The sequence below is a fragment of the Xanthomonas sp. MLO165 genome (assembly GCF_018831305.1).
In the GTDB taxonomy this organism is placed as follows: domain Bacteria; phylum Pseudomonadota; class Gammaproteobacteria; order Xanthomonadales; family Xanthomonadaceae; genus Xanthomonas; species Xanthomonas arboricola.
The window spans coordinates 606,682-628,135 of sequence record NZ_CP029263.1; the positions used below are offsets into that span (position 1 = coordinate 606,682).

Here is a 21,454-nt window from a genome sequence, read left to right on the forward strand (position 1 = left end):
GTGATGGGGTGGCCAGCGGCCGCGCCTGCATACGTCGCCGGCTTCCGCTAGAATGAGATCAATTCTCATTTATCGCCGGGCGCCTTGCCGCCTGGGTCCAGCCGTCCAGGAGGTCATCGTGTCGGTCACGCAAGGCGCGCTTCATCAACAGGTGGAGCGCCTGTACACCGACCACCATGGCTGGCTGCAGGGCTGGCTGCGGCGCAAGCTGGGCGATGCGTTCGTGGCTGCCGACCTGGCGCAGGACACCTTCATCAGCGTGATCAGCGCGGGCGCCGCCGACGAGATCCGCGAGCCGCGCCCGTTCCTGGCCACCATCGCGCGCCGGCTGATGGCGCACCGGCAGCGGCGCAAGTTGCTGGAAACCAGCTACCTGGAACTGCTGGCTGCGCTGCCGGAGGAATTGGCGCCGTCGCCGGAGCTGCAACTGCTGGCGCTGGAAGCGGTGCAGCAGGTGGACCAGGCGCTGGATGGCCTGCCGCCCAAGGTGAAGGAAGCCTTTTTGCTGGCGCATCTGCAGGAGCTGAGTTACGCGCAGATCGCGCAGCGGCTGGGCGTGTCCAGCAGCTCGGTCAAGCAATACCTCACGCGTGCCAACCGGCACTGCCTGTTCGCCCTGTCGGCGTGAGCTGCACGGATGGCTGATGCCGCCTCACCTCGTGCGCGCACCGCTGCCGGCCAGCGCGCGCCGCTGGCCGGCGGGCAACCGATCAGCGCCGAGGTCGCCGACCAGGCCGCGCAATGGCTGACGGTGCTGATGTCCGGCACCGCGAGCGAGGCGCAGCTGCAGCGCTGGCAACAGTGGCGCGATGCGCATCCGGACCACGCGCGGGCGTGGACGCATATCGAAGCGGTGACCGGGCGGCTGAAGACGCTGACCCCGCAGGCGGCCTATCGCAGCCTGTCGCCGTATGCGGGTAGCAACGGCCAGGCATCGCCTGGCCGGCGCAAGGCGCTGAATCTGCTGCTGTGGGGCGGGGTGGCCGGGGCCACCGGCGTGCTGGCCTCGCGCACCGAACGCTGGCAGCGCGCCACCGCCGATTACGCCACCACGACCGGCCAGCGCCGCGAGGTGCAGTTGCAGGACGGCAGCCGCATCACCCTCAACACGCGCAGCGCCATCGACGTGCGGTTCGACGCGCAGCAGCGGCTGCTGGAGTTGCTGGCCGGCGAGATCATGGTGACCACCGCGCATGCGCTGGGCGCGGATCACGACGCGCGCCCGCTGCTGGTGCGCACCGCGCAGGGCGATATCCGTGCATTGGGCACGCGCTTTTGCGTGCGCCAGGACGAACACGACACCCGGCTGAGCGTGCTGGAAAGCGCGGTGGAGGTGCGGCCACATGCGGCCGCGCAGGCCGTCGGGCGCGTGCAGGCAGGGGAGCAGTGTCGGTTTACCGCCGAGGCGCTCGGCGCCATCGCGCCGGTCGATGCACAGGCCGCGGCCTGGGTACGCGGGCAGCTGGTCGCCGACGAGTGGCGCCTGGATGTCTTTCTCGCCGAACTCGACCGTTATCGCGCCGGGCTGCTGCGCTGCGACCCGCAGGTGGGCAGCCTGCGCGTCTCGGGCGTGTTCCCGCTGGACGACACCGACCGCATCCTGGCAATGCTGCCCAGCGTGCTGCCGGTGCGGGTGAGCCGGCGCAGCCGCTACTGGGTGACGGTGCAGGCGGCCGGGCAGGGCTGAGGCGCCGCCAGCCGGCCGTCGCCGAAAAAAGTTTGCATCCGGGCTGCCCGATCGCCGCAGTTGTGGCACCTCCCCAATGACGGTGTCAGTGCGACACCAACCTTTGTGGGAACAGCATGTCGATCACTGCCCGCCGCCGCGGCCAACTTTCCTCTTCGTCGTTGCAGCGCAACGCCCTGGTGCGGGCCGTGCAGCGGCCGCTCGGCACCGCCGTGGCGGTTGCGCTCTGCAGCCTGGGCGTGTGTGCGGGCATGCCCGATGCCATCGCCCAGACCGCGCCTGCCACGCAGGATGCACGCCAGGCTTATCGCATCCCCGCCGGCCCGTTGGCGCCGGCGCTGCGTGAACTGGCCGGTTCGGCCAATCTGTTGCTGAGCTTCACCGCCGCGCAGACCGACGGCAAGACCACCGCCGGGCTGGATGGCAGCTACACCGCACCGGCCGCCCTGGCTGCGCTGCTGGCAGGCAGCGGCTTGCAGGCCGTGCCGTTGCAGACCGGCGGCTACGTGTTGCGCGCCGCGCCGCAGCTGGGCGCGAGCAGCAGCCAGGTGGACGCGTGGCTGCTGCCCACCGTCAAGGTGACCGCGCAGGCCAACCGCAGTGCGACCACCAGCGGCACCGGCAGCTACACCGCGCGCGCGGTCAGCATCGGCCGCGGCGAGCAGGCGCTCAAGGACATCCCGCAGTCGATCAGCGTGGTCACCCGTCAGTTGATGGACGAGCAGAACATCACCTCGGTCTACGACGCGCTGGCCAGCACCACCGGCATCACCATCGTGCAGAGCCCGCAGGGCGGCAAGTACATCTATTCGCGCGGGTTCGACATCACCACCGTGCAGTACGACGGCGTGCCGCTCAATCGCGGCATGTACGGCCGCGCAAGCAACTACAGCGCCAACATGGGCATCTACGATCGCGCCGAAGTGCTGCGCGGTGCGGCCGGCCTGCTGCAGGGCGCGGGCAATCCCGGTGGCGCGGTGAACCTGGTGCGCAAGCGCCCGCTGGATGTGCCGGGCGTCAGCGTGATGGTGCAGGGCGGCAGCTGGGATCGCTACGGCGCCCTGATCGATGGCAGCGCCAACCTCAGCGCCGATGGCGCATTGCGCGCGCGCGGGGTGATCGATTACCAGGAGCAGCGCTCGTTCGTCGATGGGGTCACGCGCCGCACGCCCACCTATTACGGCACGCTCGACTACACGTTCTCGCCGCAGACCCAGCTCAGCCTGGGCGTGAGCTACGAACAGGTGGAAGGCCGGCCGTTCTTCGGCGGTCTGCCCAGTTTCAGCGATGGCCGCGATATCGGCCTGCCACGTCAGACCAATCTGGGTGCGGCATGGAACCGGCAGTCCTCGTCCAATCGCGGGCTGTATCTGGACCTGGACCATCGCTTCAATGCCGACTGGGTGTTCAAGCTCAGCGCGGTGCAGGTGCGCGAGCTGCACGATCTGAAATATGCCAGCTCCAGCCGCGCGATCAATCCGGCCAACGGCACCGGCGCGCTGCTGGCCGCGCGCACCATTTCCGATGCGGACGCCTTTGGCTTCGATGCCAATGTGATCGGGCAGTTCAATGCACTGGGGCGCAGGCACGAGTTGGTGATCGGCAGCAACTTCGCCGAGACCACCGTGGATACGGTCTACGGCAACAAGAACAACTTCCAGACCTTCAACGTGTTCAATCTGCAGCGCAATGTGCGGGCGATCAGCGATGCGGAAATCTTCGCCAATGCACGCGAGGCCCGGCATGGCACCTCGCGCGAATTCGGCCTGTACGGCGCACTGCGCTGGCAGCTGACGGATCCGTTGAGGGCCATCGTCGGCACCCGCGTGAGCTGGCACGACACCCTGTGGAACACCACCACCACCGGGCTGTCGCCGTCGCAATCGATCGAGCACACCCGCGAGACCGGGCAGGTCACACCGTATGCCGGCCTGTTGTACGCATTGAGCCCGACCTGGTCGGCCTACGCCAGTTATGCGGACATCTTCCAGCCGCAGAACGCGCAGACCGAAGCCGGCGAGATGCTCAAGCCGATGACCGGTGCCAACTACGAGCTGGGCATCAAGGGGGAGTGGCTGGACGGGCACATCAATAGCGCGTTTGCGCTGTTCCAGATCGAGCAGAAAAACCGTGCCCAGGCCGACCTGACCACCAGCCCCACCTGCCGCAACAACGATTTCTGCTACATCGACAGCGGCAAGGTGCGCAGCCGCGGATTCGATGCCGAAGTCAGCGGCGAGGTACTGCGCGACTGGAACGTGTTTGCCGGTTACACCTTCAACCGCACCACCTACCTGCAGGATGTCAGCAGCCAGGGCCAGACCTTCAACAGCTACACGCCCAAGCATTTGCTGCGGGTATGGACCACCTACCGTCTGCCGGGCGTGCTGCAGGACGTCACCGTTGGTGGCGGTGTCAGCGCGCAGAGCGCGGCGTATCGGCAGATCGGCACCGCCACCGCGCCGATCCAGGGGCGTGCGGTCTGGAATGCATTGGCGCGGTACCAGGTCAACCGGCAATGGTCGGTGGCGGTCAATCTCAACAACGTGTTCGACAAGCACTACTACAACACCTTGTCGAGCTTCGTTAACGGGCGCTATTACGGCGAGCCGCGCAATGTGATGGTGACCCTGCGCGGCGCGCTGTGATGCGGGCACAAGCGCTGCGGTGGCGCATGGCGCGTGCCGGATGAAAGAAGGTTTTCGCCAAAGCATGGCCTGGCTGCACACCTGGTGCGGCCTGAGCTGTGGCTGGTTGCTGTGCGCAATCTTCCTGACTGGCACGCTCAGCGTATTCCGCGATCCGATCACCAGCTGGATGCAGGGCACACCGGCCTTGCCGAGTGCGAGCACGCAGACGGTCCTGTCGGAAGCAGCGCTGGTGCCGCGTGCACTGGCGCAGTTGCATCAGCTTGCGCCACAGGCACGCCTGTGGCGGATCACCTTGCCCGCGCAGCTGGGTGAGGCGCTCACGCTGTCCTGGCGGACACCAGAGGGCCAGGATCAGGCAGCGCTGGACCCCGGGAGCGGCGAGCTGCTGCCGTCTCCGTGGGGCCGGCAGACCGAAGGCGGCCGGCATTTCATGAGCTTCCACTACACCTTGCATGGCGGCATTCCCGGCTATTGGCTGGTGGGCTGGGTGTCGCTGTGCGGGCTGATCGCGCTGGTATCCGGGGTGATCGTGCACAAGCGGATCTTTCTGGATTTCTTCACCTTCCGCCCGGGCAAGGGACAGCGCTCGTGGCTGGACGCGCACAACGCCACGGCGGTGCTGACGCTGCCCTTCCTGCTGATGATCGTCTACACCGGCCTGGCGTATTTCTACACCAGCTACATGCCCGCGCCATTGCACGCACTGTATGGCAGCGACGAGGACGCCTACACGCGTTACGCCGATGCTCTGTCGCCGGCAGTGCCTGCGGCCAGCACAGACGAAGCAGCAGTCAACAACGTGCCTGCCTATCTGCCGGAGCTGGTGCAGCGAGCAGACTCGCTCAACGCTGCGCCTGCGCAAACGCTGGTGATCGAGCGGCCCGATCAACCCGGCAGCAAGCTGCGCGTGATCGCGCGCGTGGCCGCGACCGGCAGCTCGCGGCGCCTGCTCAACCCAGCCAACAGCGTGGTATTCGACGCGAACAGTGGCGCGCTGCTGGAGCGGCACGCGGATGCCGCACGCACTGACCTGCACGCGCAGGATGTGGAAGAGGTCATCAAGACCCTGCACGTGGCCGGGTTCGGCGGCTGGACCAGTAAATGGCTGTATTTCATCTGCGGCCTGGCCGGCACCTTGATGATGGCCACCGGTACCTTGCTGTTTTCGATCAAGCGGCGTCGGCGTAGCGAGCAGGAGTTCGGCGCGGCCACCGCCGGCATCTATCGGGTAGTGGAAGCGCTCAATGCCGCCGCGCTTGCGGGAACCGCCTTGGCGAGCATTGCGTATTTCTACGCCAACCGCCTGGTGCCGATCGCGCAGGCCGGCCGCAGCCAGATCGAGATCCACGCATTCCTGTGGGTCTGGGCGGTCACGCTGCTGCATGCGCTGCTGCGCCCGCCCGCGCGCGCATGGGTGGAGCAACTGGCGATGACGGCGCTGCTATGTGTCGGCTTGCCGCTGCTCAATGCGGTCACCACCGGGCAACATCTGGGCGTGTACCTGGCTGCCGGCGACCTGCAGCGCGCCGGGGTCGAGCTGGTCTCGCTCGTCTTCGGCATTGCATTTGCTTACGCGGCATATCGGGCTCATCGCAGCGCAGTGCGACCGGTGCCGACACGCGCCAGGCGCGGCGCCACTGCCGGGATGGACGTGTTGTGAAGCCTGCTTCGAGCACCGCGTCGGTGACGCGCTACCGCTGGTCGGTTGCCGGTCGCGTGCTCGCTGCCAGCGTCGGCGGCTATGCGCTGACGTCCACCGGTTGCAGCGTGCTGGCGCAGCTGCTGTCGCGGTTTGCCGGCGTGTCACCTGCGGTCTCGGTGCTGAGCATGACATTGCTGAGTTTCGCCATCTACACCGTCGTCGTGCTGTGGATGTTTCGTGCGCGCAGTGCATTGCGCATGTGGGGCTGGCTGGGCGTGGGCATCGCCGTGCTGGGCGGTGCGAGCTGGTTGCTGGGACATCCGCCATGGATGGGCTGATCACCGCGCTGCTGGGCACCGCGCTCTGCCATGCCGCACTGATGGCCCTGGCCGTGGCGATGCATCGCCATTACGAGCAGCTCACCGGCCGCCGCACTGCGCCGGTCATGCAGCGATGGTTGCTGCGTGCGATGGCTGTCTGTCTGTTGATCGCCGCGCTGGTGCTGTGCGTGCTCGCTTGGGGCGGAGCGGTGGGCACCTTGTTGTGGCTGGGGTTTGCCAGCGTGGCCGCGCTGTGGGTGGCGCTGGGCCTGGCGTACGCGCCGCGCTGGAGTGCGTGGCTGGCAGTGCTGCTGGGCTGCGTCGCATGCGGGGTGGTGGGTTGGCGTGTGCTGTAGTTTGCTGTTGTTTGAAGGCCACACACACCGACCAGTTTGACTGGTCCTTGCCCGCCCACCGTCGCGTAAGCGCCTACATGGGCGTACTTGCGGCGTGTCCTGCGATGGTGGGCGGGCAAGGGCTCTGCACCAAGTCCATGGACCAATCGCTCCGCAACCGATCTATCCGCATTGCCAAGCGCGCAAGAAGCAACGCCTAAAGCAATCGAGATTTAGAACGGTGGCCTCTTTAACTGCGATCAAATGCCCGAGTCAAAAGCTCAGCTCGTCGAGTGCGCGGCGGCCTCACCGCTTGCGGGACACGCCGTGAACCCATCCCTGGGGGCTCGGTGGCGGCATCCATGCCGCCACACGGTCCCGCAACCGGCGAGGCCACCGCACCAGACAGTTGGTCGGCTGCTTTCCTGAAAGCGTATGACTCGGACTGCGTCGCAGACGTGACATTTGCAGGTTGCGTGTTGGAGGTTTGTCTGCCGCTCGGCTTGCGATGGAGAAATGATAAAAGTTGGGCGAACGCCGAGTGATCCAACCAGCGCACGTCGTGCACTGCATGCACCGTTTGCAACCATGCACACCGACCATCTCGCCAGGTCCTTGCCCGCTCACCGTCGCGGGACCTTACGCGGCATGGATGCCGCGTAAGAGCCTACACGGACGTACTTGCGGCGTGTCCTGCGATGGTGGGCGGGCAAGGACCCTGCAGCCAAGTCGCACATCAACCGCTCTGCAACTAATCTATCCACACTGCCGAGTCCCCTTCAGACACAACGCCCAAAAAATCGAGACGTCGAACAAGCCGCCAAGGAGCCCGCCACCAGTGAGGACATCACGCCCGCCGACATGACCGCATGCCGATGGGGCCACACGCAGTGCGGCAGTAAACCCGGTAGTTGCATTGCTGCCTCTAGACACCGCGGGATCAACCGTAGACACGTGCCGCCATCGCGCAGGGATGCCAGAATCGGCGCATGTCGCTGCCTAACTCATCCGTGTCTCCTGCGCTCACCGCCCTGATCGAGCGGGCTGTGGCGCGTGTCCGTCATGCCGTGCCGGCCGACCAGCCCTGGCCGGGCGATGACTTCGCTCGGCAGCTCGAACAGGTCGCGCTCGCCAGCGAGTTTGCGCTCGATACCTTGGCGCGTCAGCCGGCATTGCTGCAGCACCTGGCGCAGCCGGATCCACCGCCGTTGCCACTGCCGGTGCTCGACCCCGCGCAGCCACAGTCCTGGCCGACGCAGTTGCGACGTTACCGCAGTGGCGAATCCACGCGCCTGGTCTGGCGCGACGTGCTCGATCTGGACAGCGTCGATGCCACCCTGGCCGGTGCCACCCGCCTGGCCGAAACCTGCCTGCAATGTGGGCTGCAGGCGTTGGAGCAGCAATTCCGCGACCGCCACGGCCAGGTGATTGCCGAAGACGGCAGCGTGCAGCGGCTGGTGGTGTTCGGGCTGGGCAAGCTCGGTGGTGGCGAGCTGAATTTTTCCTCGGATGTGGATCTGGTTTATGCGTATCCGCAGGGCGGCCAGTCCGATGGTGCCCGCCCGTTGGCAGCGGAGGAATATTTTGCGCGGCTTGGCCAGCAGTTGGCCAAGCTGCTCGACGAAACCACCGCCGATGGATTCAGCCATCGCGTGGATCTGCGTCTGCGCCCGTTCGGTACCGCCGGGCGCGTGGCCTTGTCGTTCACCGGCATGGACCAGTACTTCCAGCGCGAAGGACGCGACTGGGAGCGCTATGCCTGGCTCAAGGCGCGCGCGGTGGCCGGCGATATCGATGCCGGCGAAGCCTGGCTGGAGACGCTGCGCCCCTTCGTCTACCGGCGCTATCTGGACTTCACCGCACTGGACGGCCTGCGCGAGATGAAGGCGGCGATCACTGCCGAAGTCGCCCGCCACGATCGTCTGGACGACATCAAGCGCGGGCCGGGCGGCATCCGCGAGATCGAGTTCCTGGCGCAATCGCTGCAGCTGATTCGCGGTGGGCGCGAGCCGAGCCTGCGCGAGCGTCGCCTGTTGCCTGCCTTGCAGGCGCTGGTGGAGGCCGGCCAGATCGATGCGGACAACGGGCATGCATTGACCGAGGCGTATCGCTTCTTGCGCCGGCTCGAAAATCGTCTGCAGATGTTGCGCGATGCACAGACCCATGCCTTGCCGCAGGCCCCGCTGGATCGCGAACGCATCGCGCTGGGCCTGGGTTATGCGGATTGGCCGGCACTGCTGCAGGCACTCACTCCGCAACGTGCGCGCGTTGCCGCCGAATTCGCCGAGCTGCTGGCACCGCGCGTGCGCGCCACCGCCCCCGACGCGCTTGCCGACTACTGGCGCGCACTGCCGGAAGGCGATGCCGCGCCGCTGGCCGGCATCGGATTGCACGATCCAGCCGGCGCACATCAGGTGCTGGCCGATTTTGCGCAGTCCTCCGGCGTGCGTGCGCTCTCCGATACCGCAAGCGCGCGGCTGGACCGCGTCATGCCGGCGCTGCTGCATGCGGCCACCCGCGCCAGCCAGCCGGATGCCGCCGTGCGCCGCGTGCTCGGCCTGCTGCAATCCACCTTGCGCCGCACCAGTTACCTGGCCTTGCTGGACGAACAACCCAGCGCGCTCGCACGCCTGGTCGATGTGCTCTCGCGCAGCGCCTTGCTGGCCGAGCGCCTGGCTGCGCATCCGCTGTTGCTGGACGAATTGCTCGACACCCGCATCAGCGGTCCGTTGCCCGACCGCGACGCGTTGCACGCTGCATGCCTGGACACCTTGCAGATCGAGGACACCGAAGCGGCGCTGCGCGAACTCAACGAACGCCGGCTCGCCTTGAGCTTCCGCATCGCACTGGCCACGCTCGATGGCCGCCAGCAGGCAGTGGACAGCACCCAGCAACTGGCCTGGTTGGCTGAAGCGGTGGTGCAGACGGTGCTGCAGCTGGCGCGCCGCGAACTGATCGCCGCGCACGGGCAGGTGCCGGGCGGGGCATTCGCCATCATCGGCTACGGCAGCCTGGGCGGCCTGGAACTGGGCTTCGGCTCGGACCTGGATCTGGTGTTCCTCTACGACCATCCACGCGAGGTGGAAGCCTCCGATGGCAAGCGAGCGCTGGAAGCCGGGCGCTGGTTTGCGCGGCTGGCGCAGAAGGTGATGACACTGCTGGCCGCCGAAACCGGCGCCGGCCGTCTCTACGAGATCGATGTGCGGCTGCGCCCGGATGGTGGCAAGGGCGCGTTGGTGTCATCGCTGGCCAGCTACCGCGACTACCAGCGCGAGCGCGCCTGGACCTGGGAGCATCAGGCGCTGGTGCGTGCACGTGCGGTGGCCGGCGATGCGGCGCTGTGCGCGGCCTTCGCGCAGGTGCGTGCCGACACGCTGACACGTGTGCGCGATACCGCCGTGCTGCACGAGGACGTGCGCAAGATGCGCGCGCGCATGCGCAGCGAACTGGATCGCAGCGATGCGGGGCGGCTGGATCTCAAGCAGGGCGCCGGCGGCCTGGTCGATCTGGAATTCGTGCTGCAGGCCGGCGTGCTCGGCCAGGCCGCACAGCATCCGGCGCTGCTGCTGGCCTGCGCCACGCCCGCCTTGATCGATGCGCTGTTAAAGGCGCAATGGCTGCCGGCCGAGCGTGCCGCACCGCTGCACCAGGCGCATGCCACCTTGGTGGAAGCGGGCCTGAGTTGCACCCTGGATCGCCGGCCGCGGCTGATCCCGCCAACGCCCGCGATCGAGCAGGCACGGCACAGCATCTTCACTACTGCGCACGCGCAAGGGCTGGAGTTTCCGCTTGGCAAGGACGTGGCAACGCTACCGCCTTGAGTGGCCGGTAGCTGGCGTTGCAAGGTGAGACGAGTGCAGCGCGCAGGGTCGGCAGAAACGCAGGTGCGTTGCAGTGGCATCCCTCCACCGCGCCTGGTGTTGGCCTGATTGCCGGTGCGCAGGCGAGCCGGTCAGCCCTGCGGGCGCGGCGTACTGCGCCACAGCAGTGCGCGGAACGGGCCGAGCAGGAACACGCCCATGCCCAGCTTCACCGCCAGGTCGCCGGCCGCCCAGCTGATCCATGGCAGGCCAGCGCCCGCAAAGGCGATGCTCCAGAAGATCGTCGTATCCAGCGTGGCGCTGCAGGTGGTGGCCACGATCGGCGCACGCCACCAATTGCCACTGCGCAGCCGGTCGAACACGCTGATATCCAGCAGCTGCGCAGCGATGAAGGCGGTGCACGAGGCCGCCGCGATGCGCGGGGTGGCCAGCCAGAGCGACAACACCACCGCCAGCGCAAACCCGCACCAGGCGACCTTGCGCGCCGCGCGCGGGCCAAAGCGGCGATTGATCAGGTTGCTCACCAGAAACGCCAGCGGATACGAGAACGCACCCCAGGTCAGCCAATCGTTGATCGGGTACTGCACCAGGATGTTGGACAACAGCACCACCGCGCCCATGGCCAGCACTGCCCACGCCAATGCGCGCGCGGTGAGTGGGGTGAACGGCGTCGGCGCGGTGCTGGACATGAGGGTGCGGTAGTGACAGAACAGAGCGGATTATCCGCGTGTTGGCGTATGTGGGCCAGTGCACCAACGCGTATGCACGACACGGCCGCGAGCTGCTGGTTCAACCAGTGTGCCGGTCAACGCATGGCCGCCAGCATTGGTGAGTGACGCGGTGCGGATCGCTCGTGCTCGCGTAATCGCGCGATGCGTGAGCGCCGCGCTGCCGTTCGAGCGCATGCCGGCGGGTCATCAGGCAATCTGCGTGTACAGCGTTGCCGATTACGGCGCGATCAGCACGCTGGCAATTACCTGCGTGCGTGCCACGCATCGGTGCGCCAAGGCTCTGCATCGGCACGTGGCAGTACGCGTCGGTGATCAACAAACCATCGCGCAGGCAGTTAGGCAGACAGTGGAAGATGCCTCTGCGCGCACCGCAGGTACTGCACGCACCGCACGTAGCGCCGTATCCGCAAACGGTGCGTCAGTGACGCGCCATCCTGGCCGACAGCGTCTGCACGCGGCTTTCCTGCATCACCAGGTGGTGCTGCTGTTCTGCGCGGCGGATTCTGCGGTCGGCACGAATGCCAGCGCCTGGCCTTGTGGCGATTGCACCGTCCAGCCGGCACCAGCCGGGCTCGGCTGGAAGGTCACCGTCTCGCCAACGCGAAAGCCCGCAGTCGGGTCGTCCTGGCGGGCCGGCCAGCGCAGCAAGGCGGTGTTCTCGGCGTTTGCCGGATCCTGCAACTGCACCTGGCAGCCGCCGTCAGTCTTTTTTTCCACCGACTTCACCCGCATTGGCGGCAACGGCCCGGCCGAGGCCTTGTGCGATGCGTCGCTCAAGGCTTCCGAGCCTGCGATCGCACTATGGCCCAGCGCCAACGACACAAAGTACGGCGCGGAGATCACCAGGATCGCCGACATCGCCGAGGCATCGCCACGGGTGATCGTGGTCAGGCCCGCACGGGCCTGCATCGGCTGGCCAAACGAGATGGCCAGCAGCAGCCCGAGGCCGGCAGATCGAAGAGGGATGTTCATGGAGATGCTCCGTGCGTGGCAACGCTGTGTGGAATGGCTTGGTCCTGCTGCAGCATGTGTTGCTGCTGCAGGAAATCGAACACCGACTCGACCGTGATCACCGAATAGTTGCCGGAGATGCGCTCGCCGGCGGGATGGTCGGTCACTGCGGCATTGGCGACGAAGAAACGTGCGCCGATGCGCTTGCTCAGATCCAGATGCAGGCGCGTAGGTTGGTAGCCATTGCGTTTGAGCCAGGCTTGCGCGCTGCGTCGATCGCTCACCGGTGCAGCTGTCGCCTCTGCTGCGTTGGTCGCCGCCAATGCCGCCGCCAGTACTTCGAGCACCCACTGGTTGGAATTCTGATAATCGGTGGAGAACGGGTAGGCGATCATGCTGTAGCGCGCCTCGTGCAGCGCATGTGCCAGCGTGGCCGGATCCTGCAGCAACGTGCGCAGTTGCTGCTGCAGCGCCGGTGCCGGCACGCCGACGCGCAGATCGGCAGTGAGGGCAGTTTCGCCGATGAAGTTGCTCAAACCTTCGTGATACAGCGCGGAGTTGTCCGACTTGCATTGATTGAGTAGGTGTTTCACCCGCCAGGTGCCGTCGTCCTCGCGCAGCGCGAAGGCCAGATGGCTGTGTTTCAAGCCATAGCGGCTCAGATCCTGGCCGCCGCGTGCCAGCAGCACGACCTGCGCACCGTCCACTGCATCCAGCGCCTGTTGGGTGGACCTGGCCATGTCGAACATCGCCGCTAGCGTGGCGGGCGTTGGATAATGCGGAGTGCACACCGGCGCGGCAAAGGCGGGGAGTGCGCACGTCAGGGAGACGAGCAACAGCGCCGTTGCAGGCCAGCCGCGCCGTTTGTGTGCAAGTTGCATGGGGGGTGCAGCGTCCTTGTGTCTGCCCCGTGGCATCGGCGGCGGCACCATCATACGTGCAGGCGCGCACGCACCAGTGCAGCGATGCGCTGGGTTTCGCGCAATGGGTGAAGTTGCGGCGGCGTTGCGAAAACATCGCCGGCATCGCATAGACGTCCACGTGCCTGCAGTGCCCGCACATACGTCGCCACCCGGCCCTGCGCCTGTTCGGCAAACGCCGCTGCCACCGGCACCCGCGTGGCGCAGGCTTCGGAGAGCAGGTTGACCGAGTCGGCACTGGCCACGATCGCATCGGCCCAGCCCAGCAGGCCGGCGTACGGATTGGGCCCGTCGCGCTCGTCGCACCACAGCAGGCCTGGCAGGCCTGCATGCAGTTTGCGCAGCGTTGCGATCGCCTCGGGCGGCGTGCGTCGTGAGGTGGTGACCAGCAGGCTGCCGCCGGCGGCGAGCACCTGCGCGCGCAGGTGCGTGCACAGCGCCGCAAGCGCTTCGGTGGTCCAGGGCAGCTGCGCGGTGGGGCCACCGATCAACAGCGCCACGCGCGGGCCGGGCAGCGCGCCGAGCGCGGCGAAGGCGGTGCGCCCGGCGGCCAGCCAGGCATCGTCCACCGGGTGCAGGCTGCCGAGCAGGGTGAGCACGTTGGCGCCACGCAGCGCATCGTGCTCGGGCACGACCAGCAGATCCCAGTGGCGCGGGTCCAGGCGCGGATCCAGCAGTTGCACCACCTGGCTGCCGCGTACGCGCAGCAGCCGGGTGGCCAGCGCGGCCTGGCGCCCGCAGCCGATCGCCAGCGCCGGCGGCTGCTGCAATTGCCGGGCAAAGCCGGATCCAAACGCCGCCTGCGCGCCCGGCAACAGGCGCGGTGCGGCCCAACGCCACGGCGCGCGGGCCTGCAGATGCAGCGCCGTGACCGGTGCGGAGTGCAGCGCCTGCGCCAAGGCCTCGGCCTGGCGTGCATTGCCGGCGCGGCCGTCGCTGACCGCCCAGGTCAGCGCCATCGTTTCAGATCCGACATAGATTTGTTTCAGATTGAGCGTGTGTTGCCGCAATCGCGTCACTCTACACTGCGGGTCTTCACGCTGGCGCCGGTGCTGCACCCTACTGTCGCCCATTCCCTTGCTTCCCGGAGTCTCCATGTCCGACTTGCTCGACGCTGCCGCGCTGGATCAGCTGTTTCGCACCGCCCGCACGCAAAACGCCTTTCTCGACAAGCCGGTGAGCGAGGCGCAGCTGCGCGAGCTCTACGATCTGCTGAAGTGGGGCCCGACCGCCGCCAACGGGTCGCCGGCGCGTTTCGTGTTCGTGACCACGCCGGAGGGCAAGCAGAAGCTCAAGCCGGCACTGTCCGAGGCCAATGCCACCAAGACGCTGGCCGCGCCGGTCACGGTAATCATCGGCTCCGATGAGCAATTCCACGAAAAACTGCCGTACCTGTTCCCGCATGCCGATGCCAAGAGCTGGTTCGAAGACTCGCGCGAGATGCGCGTATCCGGCGCGTTCCGTAACAGCTCGCTGCAGGGCGCCTACCTGATCCTGGCCGCGCGTGCGCTGGGTCTGGATGCCGGCCCGATGTCCGGCTTCGACAATGACAAGGTGGACGCGGCGTTCTTTGCCGGCACGCCGATCAAGTCCAACTTCCTGGTCAATCTGGGCTATGGCGATCCGGCCGGGCTGTTCCCGCGGCTACCGCGGCTGAGCTTCGACGAAGCCGCACGCATCGAGTAACAGCGGCTGGCACCGCGGCTGCGCGCACCGTCGGGCGGGCGCAGCCGGCGCTCCGGCAGGCAGGAGCCACGTACACTCCGGCTTCGGGGCGCGCCACCCGCACCACCTGACGACCGCGCCTTGTGCAACCCGCCCCGGGCGCCCGTTTCGATTTTCCTGCAGTCCTCGTCCGTCTGCGTCTGTTCCATCCGCGTTGATCCAATGCGGTCCCTCATCTCAAGGAGTTTCAATGAAGACCACCCACAAACTGTTGCTGCCGCTCGCCCTGACCCTGGCCATCGCCGCCTGCTCCAAGCCGGCCGACAACGCCGCCGCGCCGGCCGCTGAAACCCCGGCCGCCACCGCACCGGCCGATGCCGCTGCCACCACCCCGGCCCCGGCTGCTGCGCCGGCCGCCTCGACCGCGCCGGCCGTGGAAGTGGCCTCCGGCACCTACACGCTGGATCCGAGCCACACCGACGTGATCGCGCAGTGGAGCCACTTCGGCTTCTCCAACCCGAGCGCGCATTTCGGCAATGTCGACGGCACCCTGGTGTACGACGCGGCCGACGTGACCAAGTCCACCGTGCAGGTCACCCTGCCGCTGTCGGGCCTGAACAGCTTCACCGCCAAGTTCGACGAGCACCTGAAGAGCGGTGACTTCTTCGACGCGGCCAAGTTCCCGACCGCCACCTTCAAGAGCACCAAGGTCGAAGCGGCCGGCCCCAACAAGCTGACCGTCACCGGCGATCTGACCATCAAGGATCAGACCAAGCCGGTCGTGCTGGACGTCACCCTCAACGGTGCCGGCGAGCACCCGATGAAGAAGGTGCCGGCAGCCGGTTTCGACGCCACCACCACCATCAAGCGCACCGACTTCGGCGTGGGCCAGTACGCCCCGAACGTCAGCGACGAAGTGAAGATCCGCATCACCACCGAAGCCCTGCAGGCCAAGGCCGGTGACGCTGCTGCTGCCAAGTAAGTCGCAGCGCAGTCGATGCATCGGTGCGAGCGATCGCACCGATGTGCGGAACGCAAAAGCCCGCCAATCGGCGGGCTTTTGCTTGAGCGTAACCGCCCGGCTTTTGTAGGAGCGGCCCAGGCCGCGACAGCTCCACCCTCCGCCCCGCCACAAGGCGCACGCCAACGCCTCACTCTGCAGCAGGGTTCGCCTTCCAGTAGCCCTTCGCGCGCACCGAGTCCTTGTCCACGCCCATGTGCTCTTCCAGAAACTTGCGCATCGCACGCGCGCGCATGGATTCGGTACCGATCCAGTAGAACGTGTCGCCGTCGTGCGGCTCGTAATCGCGCAGGCTGTCTTCCAGCAACGTGCTGCTGGCGGCATCGAAGCCGTTGCGTTCCAGCCAATACACCTCCACCTCGGCGGCGCTGAGCAGCTCCTGGCGCTCGGCCGCATCGGCAATTTCGATAAAGACCTCTGCATGCATGTCGGCGGGCATCGCTTCCAGCCAGCGGCCGATCGCGGGCAGCGCGGTTTCATCGCCGATCAGTACGTAGTGGTCGTAGTCGTCGGCAACCAGGAACGAGCCGCGCGGGCCGCCGATCTTCAGCGTGTCGCCGGGCTGTGCCTGCGCCGCCCAGCTGGAGGCCACGCCGTCGCCGTGCAGCACGAAGTCGATGCTCAGCTCGCCGCTTTGCGGATCGAATGCACGCGGGGTGTAATCGCGGCCGGGCGAGGGCAGCGCGCCTTCGGCGTAGCGCGGGCCGTCCGGCGTCATCGTCGGCAGCACGAAGGCGCCATCGGCATTGGGGAAGAACAGCTTGACGTGATCGTCCGGTGCCTCGCTCTGAAAGCCGGCAAGCTCGCTGCCGCCAAACACGATGCGACGCATCTGCGGCGTCAGCGATTCGCAGCGCACCACCTGCACGGAGCGCAGGCGCGGATCGCGGCGGAGTTGGGTGTGGGTGTGGATGGCCATGTAGTGCGATTCCTGGATGTGACGCGCAGATGCGCGGCGGGGGAGTGACTGCAAACGGTGATGCGACGATCTGGCCAGCGAGCTGGCAAAGAACAGCGGGTGTTGCTCACCCTTCTCCCATCGGAAGAAGGTGCCCCGCAGCGGCGGATGCCGGTACGGGCGAAGCCGCGTGCATCTGCCAACCAAGCAAGGTCGATGCCGTGCAGCGATACGCTGATCAAATCGCAGAACAGCGCAGGGACAGCAATGCATGCATGCCACTGAGGCCGCGCAACGCAACCACCGCGATGACGCGTCACTGCCGCAAGTCGCATTCAAACCGGTATCGGTTGGCTTCGGATCACGGCGATAGACGTACTCAGCCGTCGTCGCGCTCCATGCCGTCAGCGGCGGCGTTGAGTAGCGCGGCAATGCGTGTGGTTTCTGCATCCGTCCATTGCCCGTGCCGCGCAAACAGGCCGTGCTTGATGCGGTGAATGGCCTCGCGAATCGGCGCCGGGGTCTGTGCCTTGATCAGCTCGCGCGCGCGGCGGTGGGTGCGGGCCAGTGCCGCATCCAGCGCGTCACGGTGCTGCGCCGCATACGTACGGCCAGAGGCGGTGACCTGATAGCGCTTGCGTCCTTCGTCCAGCGCGGCCTGCACCCAGCCATCGGCTTCGAGCTGCGCCAGTGCCGGATAGATGGCGCCCGCACTGGGCGTGTACAGGCCTTTGAACAGCGCAGTGATCTGCCGCATCAATTCGTAGCCATGGCGCGGCTGTTGCTCGATCAGCGCCAGCAGCAGCAAGCGCAGGTCGCCATGTTCCAGAGGCCGTGCGCGCCCGGCGCCACCGCGACGCGTCGCACTGGGCGCTGCGGATGGATCGAGCTCGCTCGGCAGGTCGTCGTGGTGGGAGCGCATCGTCATTCGATATATCGAAGTATGGCGAAAAGATATATCGAAGTGTACTGGTCCGCAAGCGCCTGCCTGTCGCCCGGCTGACCGGCCTGGCTATCCCTGCCGACCATGCTGCAACGCGGCTAGACACAGCCGGTCTCCATAATTACGATGTAATTACTTCGACATTACGGGCCCGGCCCGGTGAGGCAGACGCATGAGTCGACAGTGGGACACCCAGGCCGAAAGCCGGCGCCAGCGCCTGCAGCGCGCCGCAGCCCTGGCGCCGCAGGGGCGCGTGGTGGCCGCTGACGACGTGGTGGCGCTGCTGGAGGCGGTGATCGAACCCGGCGACCGCGTCTGCCTGGAAGGCAACAATCAGAAGCAGGCCGACTTCCTGGCGCGCTGCCTCACCGAGGTGGACCCGGCGCGCGTGCACGACCTGCACATGGTGCAATCGGTGTTGTCGCTGCCCGCGCATCTGGACGTGTTCGAGCGCGGCATCGCCAAGCGGCTGGACTTCTCGTTCTCCGGCCCGCAGGCCGCGCGCCTGGCCGGGCTGGTCGGCGAGGGCCGCATCGAGATCGGCGCCATCCACACCTACCTGGAATTGTTCGGCCGTTACTTCATCGACCTGACCCCGCGCATCGCGCTGGTCACCGCGCAGGCCGCCGACCGCCACGGCAATCTCTACACCGGCCCGAATACCGAAGACACCCCGGTGATCGTGGAGGCCACCGCGTTCAAGGGCGGCATCGTGATTGCGCAGGTCAACGAGATCGTCGACACGCTGCCGCGCGTGGACATCCCGGCCGACTGGGTGGACTTCGTCACCCAGGCGCCCAGGCCCAACTACATCGAACCGCTGTTCACCCGCGACCCGGCGCAGATCTCCGAGATCCAGGTGCTGATGGCGATGATGGCGATCAAGGGCATCTACGCCGAATACGGCGTGGACCGGCTCAACCACGGCATCGGCTTCGACACCGCCGCGATCGAATTGCTGCTGCCCACCTATGCCGAATCGCTGGGGCTGAAGGGCAAGATCTGCCGGCACTGGGCGCTCAATCCGCATCCGGCGCTGATCCCGGCGATCGAATCGGGCTTCGTGCACTCGGTGCATTCGTTCGGTTCGGAACTGGGCATGGAGGCCTACATCGCCGCGCGCCCGGACATCTTCTTTACCGGCGCCGACGGCAGCATGCGCTCCAATCGCGCGCTGTCGCAGACCGCCGGCTTGTATGCCTGCGACATGTTCATCGGCTCCACCCTGCAGATCGATCTGCAGGGCAACAGCTCCACCGCCACGCGCGACCGCATCGCCGGTTTCGGCGGCGCGCCCAATATGGGTTCGGACGCGCGCGGCCGCCGGCATGCCAGCGACGCCTGGCTCAAGGCCGGGCGCGAGGCGGCGCGCCCCGGCGAGATGCCGCGCGGACGCAAGCTGGTGGTGCAGATGGTGGAAACCTTCCGCGAACACATGGCGCCGGCCTTCGTCGACAGGCTCGATGCCTGGGAGCTGGCCGAGCGCGCCAACATGCCGCTGCCGCCGGTGATGATCTACGGCGACGACGTCAGCCACGTGCTGACCGAAGAAGGCATCGCCAACTTGTTGCTGTGCCGCAGCGCCGAAGAGCGCGAACAGGCCATCCGTGGCGTGTCCGGCTATACCGCCGTCGGCCTGGGCCGCGACAAGCGCGCGGTGGAAAACCTGCGCGATCGCGGCGTCATCAAGCGGCCGGAAGACTTGGGCATCCGGCCACGCGATGCCACGCGCGACCTGCTCGCCGCGCGCACGGTCAAGGACCTGGTGCGCTGGTCCGGTGGGTTGTACGACCCGCCGAAACGTTTTCGCAACTGGTAGGGGCACAGCATGGAAACCCTGCGGTATCGCTTCGATGGCCAGCATGGCGCACGCGCCGGGCTGGACCATGCGCTGGTCGGCGTGGTCGCCTCCGGCAACCTGGAAGTGCTGGTCGAGCGCGTGCCGCTGGACGGCGCGATGGAGATCGAGATCCTCACCGCCGCGCGCGGGTTCGGCACCATCTGGCAGGCGGTGCTGGACGATTTCGCCGCGCGCCATCCGCTGCGCGATGTGCGCATCAGCATCAACGATGTCGGCGCCACGCCGGCGGTGGTGAGCCTGCGCCTGGAGCAGGCGCTGGACGTCCTGCAGGGAGCCGCCACATGAGCCACCCCTCTCACCCCGTAGGAGCGCACCCGAGCGCGACGGGCGTTCCCGGTAACGCTGCAGTCGCGCCCGGGTGCGCTCCTACGCATGTCGTTGGGAGATACGTATGAGCACCACCATTCCCATGGCCGAGCGCAGCTATTACGAGGCCGATGCGCGCGAGCGCATCGATGGCGTGCTGGATGCCGGCAGCTTCCGCGAATTCGTCGGTCCGCGCCGTCGCCTGATCAGCCCGCACCTGGCCCAGCTGGACACGCCCGGCGCCTTCGATGACGGCATCGTCGTCGGTGAAGGCACGCTGCGTGGGCGCAACGTGCTGATCGCCGCGCAACAAGGCGCCTTCATGGGCGGCGGCGTCGGCGAGGTGCACGGTGCCAAGCTCACCGGCCTGCTCGAACGCGCCACCGCCACGCAGCCGGCGGCGGTGCTGTTGCTGCTCGACACCGGCGGCGTGCGCCTGCACGAAGCCAACGCCGGCCTGATCGCCATCTCCGAAATCATGCGCGCCACCTTGAACACGCGCGCCGCCGGCGTGCCGGTGCTGGCCTTGATCGGCAGCGGTAACGGCGCCTTCGGCGGCATGGGTATCGTGGCGCGCTGCTGCAGCGCGGTGATCATGTCCGAAGAAGGCCGCCTGTCGCTGTCCGGCCCGGACGTGATCGAAACCGTGCGCGGTGTGGAGGAGTTCGACGCGCGCGACCGTGCCCTGGTGTGGCGCGTCACCGGCGGCAAGCACCGCTATCTGCTGGGCGAGGCGCAGACGCTGGTGGCCGACCGCATCGCCGCATTCGCCGAGGCCGCCGTGCAGGCGCTGGACACGCTGACCGAGCCGGAAGGCGAGGCCGCATTGCAGGCGCTGGAACTTGCACAGCAGCAGTTGGCCACGCGCATCGCCGCCTACGGCGATTGCCGCGACGGCCTGGAGATCTGGCAGCGGCAGGGCATTGTCGATGCACAGCGCTTGCCGCTGCTGGACACCGACGCCTTCCTCGCCGCCACCGCCGACCGGAGCACGCCATGGAACTGAGCCAACTGCTGGACCAGCTGTTTCCGCTCGGCCACGCCATCGTCCGCACCGATGATGTGCTTACCGGCAGTGCCACCACGGCCGCGGGCGAGGTCACCGTGATCGGCACCGCCAACAAGCTGGAAGTCGGTGTGGACCACGCGCTTGCACTGGCGGCGACCGTGTTGGCGAGCACGCGCGCGCATCCGCAGCGGCCGATCGTGATGCTGGCCGATACCGCCGGGCAACGGCTGGCGCGCCGCGACGAACTACTCGGCATCAATGGCTATTTCGCGCATCTGGCACGCACGCTGGATCTGGCGCGCAAGCGCGGCGCGCGGCTGGTCACGCTGGTGTATGGCGAATCGGTCAGCGGCGGCTTTCTGTCGTTCGGTCTGATGGCCGACCATATCCACGCATTGCCGGATGCGCAGATCCGCGTGATGGATCTGCGCGCGATGGCGCGCGTCACCAAGCAGAGCGTGGACACCTTGCAGGCGCTGAGCAAGAGCTCGCCGGTGTTTGCGCCCGGCGTGGAGAACTATGTGCGCATGGGCGCGGTGGAGTCGCTCTGGGACGGCGATCTGGCGCAGGCGCTGGGCGATGCCCTGGCCGCGCCCAGCGATGGCGATCAACGCCGGGCACGTGGCGCGCAGCGTGGCGGGCGCACCCTGGCGCGCGATGTCGCTGCGGCAGTGGCCGCGGGCGAGGCCTGAG

Annotated in this window: 19 protein-coding genes; 13 read left to right on the forward strand and 6 right to left on the reverse strand. The window is 67.4% G+C overall.

Annotated elements, in window-relative coordinates:
- Positions 1–118: 118 nt before the first annotated feature.
- The 7 genes from DGN21_RS02630 (at position 119) to glnE (ending at position 10,456) form a co-directional block, all read left to right on the forward strand.
- The gene (locus DGN21_RS02630) at positions 119–628 is read left to right on the forward strand and encodes a sigma-70 family RNA polymerase sigma factor (RefSeq protein WP_016902856.1); all 510 of its coding nucleotides are present in this window, start codon (positions 119–121) and stop codon (positions 626–628) included.
- Positions 629–637: 9 nt separating this feature from the next.
- Positions 638–1,687 carry a FecR domain-containing protein gene (locus tag DGN21_RS02635; RefSeq protein ID WP_126965241.1) on the forward strand — a complete coding sequence of 350 codons (1,050 nt, stop codon included), beginning with the start codon at positions 638–640 and terminating at the stop codon, positions 1,685–1,687.
- A 116-nt stretch (positions 1,688–1,803) separates the two neighbouring features.
- The gene (locus DGN21_RS02640; protein ID WP_215825116.1) at positions 1,804–4,335 is read left to right on the forward strand and encodes a TonB-dependent siderophore receptor; all 2,532 of its coding nucleotides are present in this window, start codon (positions 1,804–1,806) and stop codon (positions 4,333–4,335) included.
- Between the two features lie 64 nt (positions 4,336–4,399).
- Positions 4,400–5,998 carry a PepSY-associated TM helix domain-containing protein gene (locus DGN21_RS02645; protein ID WP_237474926.1) on the forward strand — a complete coding sequence of 533 codons (1,599 nt, stop codon included), beginning with the start codon at positions 4,400–4,402 and terminating at the stop codon, positions 5,996–5,998.
- Positions 5,995–6,318 carry a hypothetical protein gene (locus tag DGN21_RS02650; protein WP_104646867.1) on the forward strand — a complete coding sequence of 108 codons (324 nt, stop codon included), beginning with the start codon at positions 5,995–5,997 and terminating at the stop codon, positions 6,316–6,318. Before DGN21_RS02645 ends, DGN21_RS02650 begins: the two co-directional genes overlap by 4 nt.
- A complete protein-coding gene (locus DGN21_RS02655) occupies positions 6,306–6,656 on the forward strand; it encodes a DUF3325 domain-containing protein (RefSeq protein ID WP_126965239.1) in 351 nt (116 codons plus the stop codon). Before DGN21_RS02650 ends, DGN21_RS02655 begins: the two co-directional genes overlap by 13 nt.
- A 968-nt stretch (positions 6,657–7,624) precedes the next feature.
- Positions 7,625–10,456: a bifunctional [glutamate--ammonia ligase]-adenylyl-L-tyrosine phosphorylase/[glutamate--ammonia-ligase] adenylyltransferase gene (gene glnE, locus DGN21_RS02660; RefSeq protein ID WP_126965237.1), complete on the forward strand. Its 2,832-nt coding sequence runs from the start codon at positions 7,625–7,627 to the stop codon at positions 10,454–10,456.
- A 131-nt stretch (positions 10,457–10,587) separates the two neighbouring features.
- On the opposite strand, the gene DGN21_RS02665 is transcribed toward glnE, so the two are convergent.
- From DGN21_RS02665 to DGN21_RS02680, 4 genes are all read right to left on the reverse strand, one after another.
- Positions 10,588–11,145, reverse strand: coding sequence for a VUT family protein (locus DGN21_RS02665; RefSeq protein WP_065032193.1), 558 nt, complete (start codon positions 11,143–11,145; stop codon positions 10,588–10,590).
- 510 nt (positions 11,146–11,655) lie between these two features.
- Entirely contained in the window at positions 11,656–12,159 is a 504-nt protein-coding gene (locus DGN21_RS02670) for a hypothetical protein (RefSeq protein ID WP_126965236.1), read from the reverse strand.
- Positions 12,156–13,019, reverse strand: a complete 864-nt coding sequence (locus DGN21_RS02675; RefSeq protein ID WP_126965235.1) for a DUF2145 domain-containing protein — start codon at positions 13,017–13,019, stop codon at positions 12,156–12,158. Before DGN21_RS02675 ends, DGN21_RS02670 begins: the two co-directional genes overlap by 4 nt.
- Positions 13,020–13,069: 50 nt before the next feature.
- The gene (locus tag DGN21_RS02680; protein WP_126965234.1) at positions 13,070–14,017 is read right to left on the reverse strand and encodes an ELM1/GtrOC1 family putative glycosyltransferase; all 948 of its coding nucleotides are present in this window, start codon (positions 14,015–14,017) and stop codon (positions 13,070–13,072) included.
- Positions 14,018–14,153: 136 nt separating this feature from the next.
- Between DGN21_RS02680 and DGN21_RS02685 the strand changes: the two genes are divergently transcribed.
- On the forward strand, positions 14,154–14,744 hold the full coding sequence (locus DGN21_RS02685) for a malonic semialdehyde reductase (protein WP_104569158.1): 591 nt from the start codon (positions 14,154–14,156) through the stop codon (positions 14,742–14,744).
- Between the two features lie 229 nt (positions 14,745–14,973).
- Positions 14,974–15,705: a YceI family protein gene (locus DGN21_RS02690; RefSeq protein ID WP_080716308.1), complete on the forward strand. Its 732-nt coding sequence runs from the start codon at positions 14,974–14,976 to the stop codon at positions 15,703–15,705.
- 169 nt (positions 15,706–15,874) lie between these two features.
- Here DGN21_RS02690 and DGN21_RS02695 read toward each other — a convergent pair whose 3' ends face one another.
- A complete protein-coding gene (locus tag DGN21_RS02695; protein ID WP_046345572.1) occupies positions 15,875–16,663 on the reverse strand; it encodes a siderophore-interacting protein in 789 nt (262 codons plus the stop codon).
- A gap of 358 nt (positions 16,664–17,021) precedes the next feature.
- The gene (locus DGN21_RS02700) at positions 17,022–17,564 is read right to left on the reverse strand and encodes a PadR family transcriptional regulator (RefSeq protein ID WP_184578221.1); all 543 of its coding nucleotides are present in this window, start codon (positions 17,562–17,564) and stop codon (positions 17,022–17,024) included.
- Positions 17,565–17,757: 193 nt separating this feature from the next.
- Here DGN21_RS02700 and mdcA point away from each other — a divergent pair, with 193 nt between their 5' ends.
- The 4 genes from mdcA to mdcE all read left to right on the forward strand — a co-directional run bounded on the left by mdcA (position 17,758) and on the right by mdcE (position 21,453).
- Entirely contained in the window at positions 17,758–19,404 is a 1,647-nt protein-coding gene (gene mdcA / locus DGN21_RS02705) for a malonate decarboxylase subunit alpha (protein ID WP_024937871.1), read from the forward strand.
- Positions 19,405–19,413: 9 nt separating this feature from the next.
- Complete coding sequence (gene mdcC / locus DGN21_RS02710; protein WP_047126154.1) at positions 19,414–19,731, forward strand: malonate decarboxylase acyl carrier protein; 318 nt, start codon at positions 19,414–19,416, stop codon at positions 19,729–19,731.
- A gap of 124 nt (positions 19,732–19,855) precedes the next feature.
- A complete protein-coding gene (locus DGN21_RS02715) occupies positions 19,856–20,758 on the forward strand; it encodes a biotin-independent malonate decarboxylase subunit beta (protein ID WP_172454366.1) in 903 nt (300 codons plus the stop codon).
- Positions 20,749–21,453 carry a biotin-independent malonate decarboxylase subunit gamma gene (mdcE, locus tag DGN21_RS02720; RefSeq protein ID WP_215825117.1) on the forward strand — a complete coding sequence of 235 codons (705 nt, stop codon included), beginning with the start codon at positions 20,749–20,751 and terminating at the stop codon, positions 21,451–21,453. The genes DGN21_RS02715 and mdcE overlap by 10 nt, the downstream gene beginning before the upstream one ends.
- Position 21,454 lies beyond the last annotated feature (1 nt).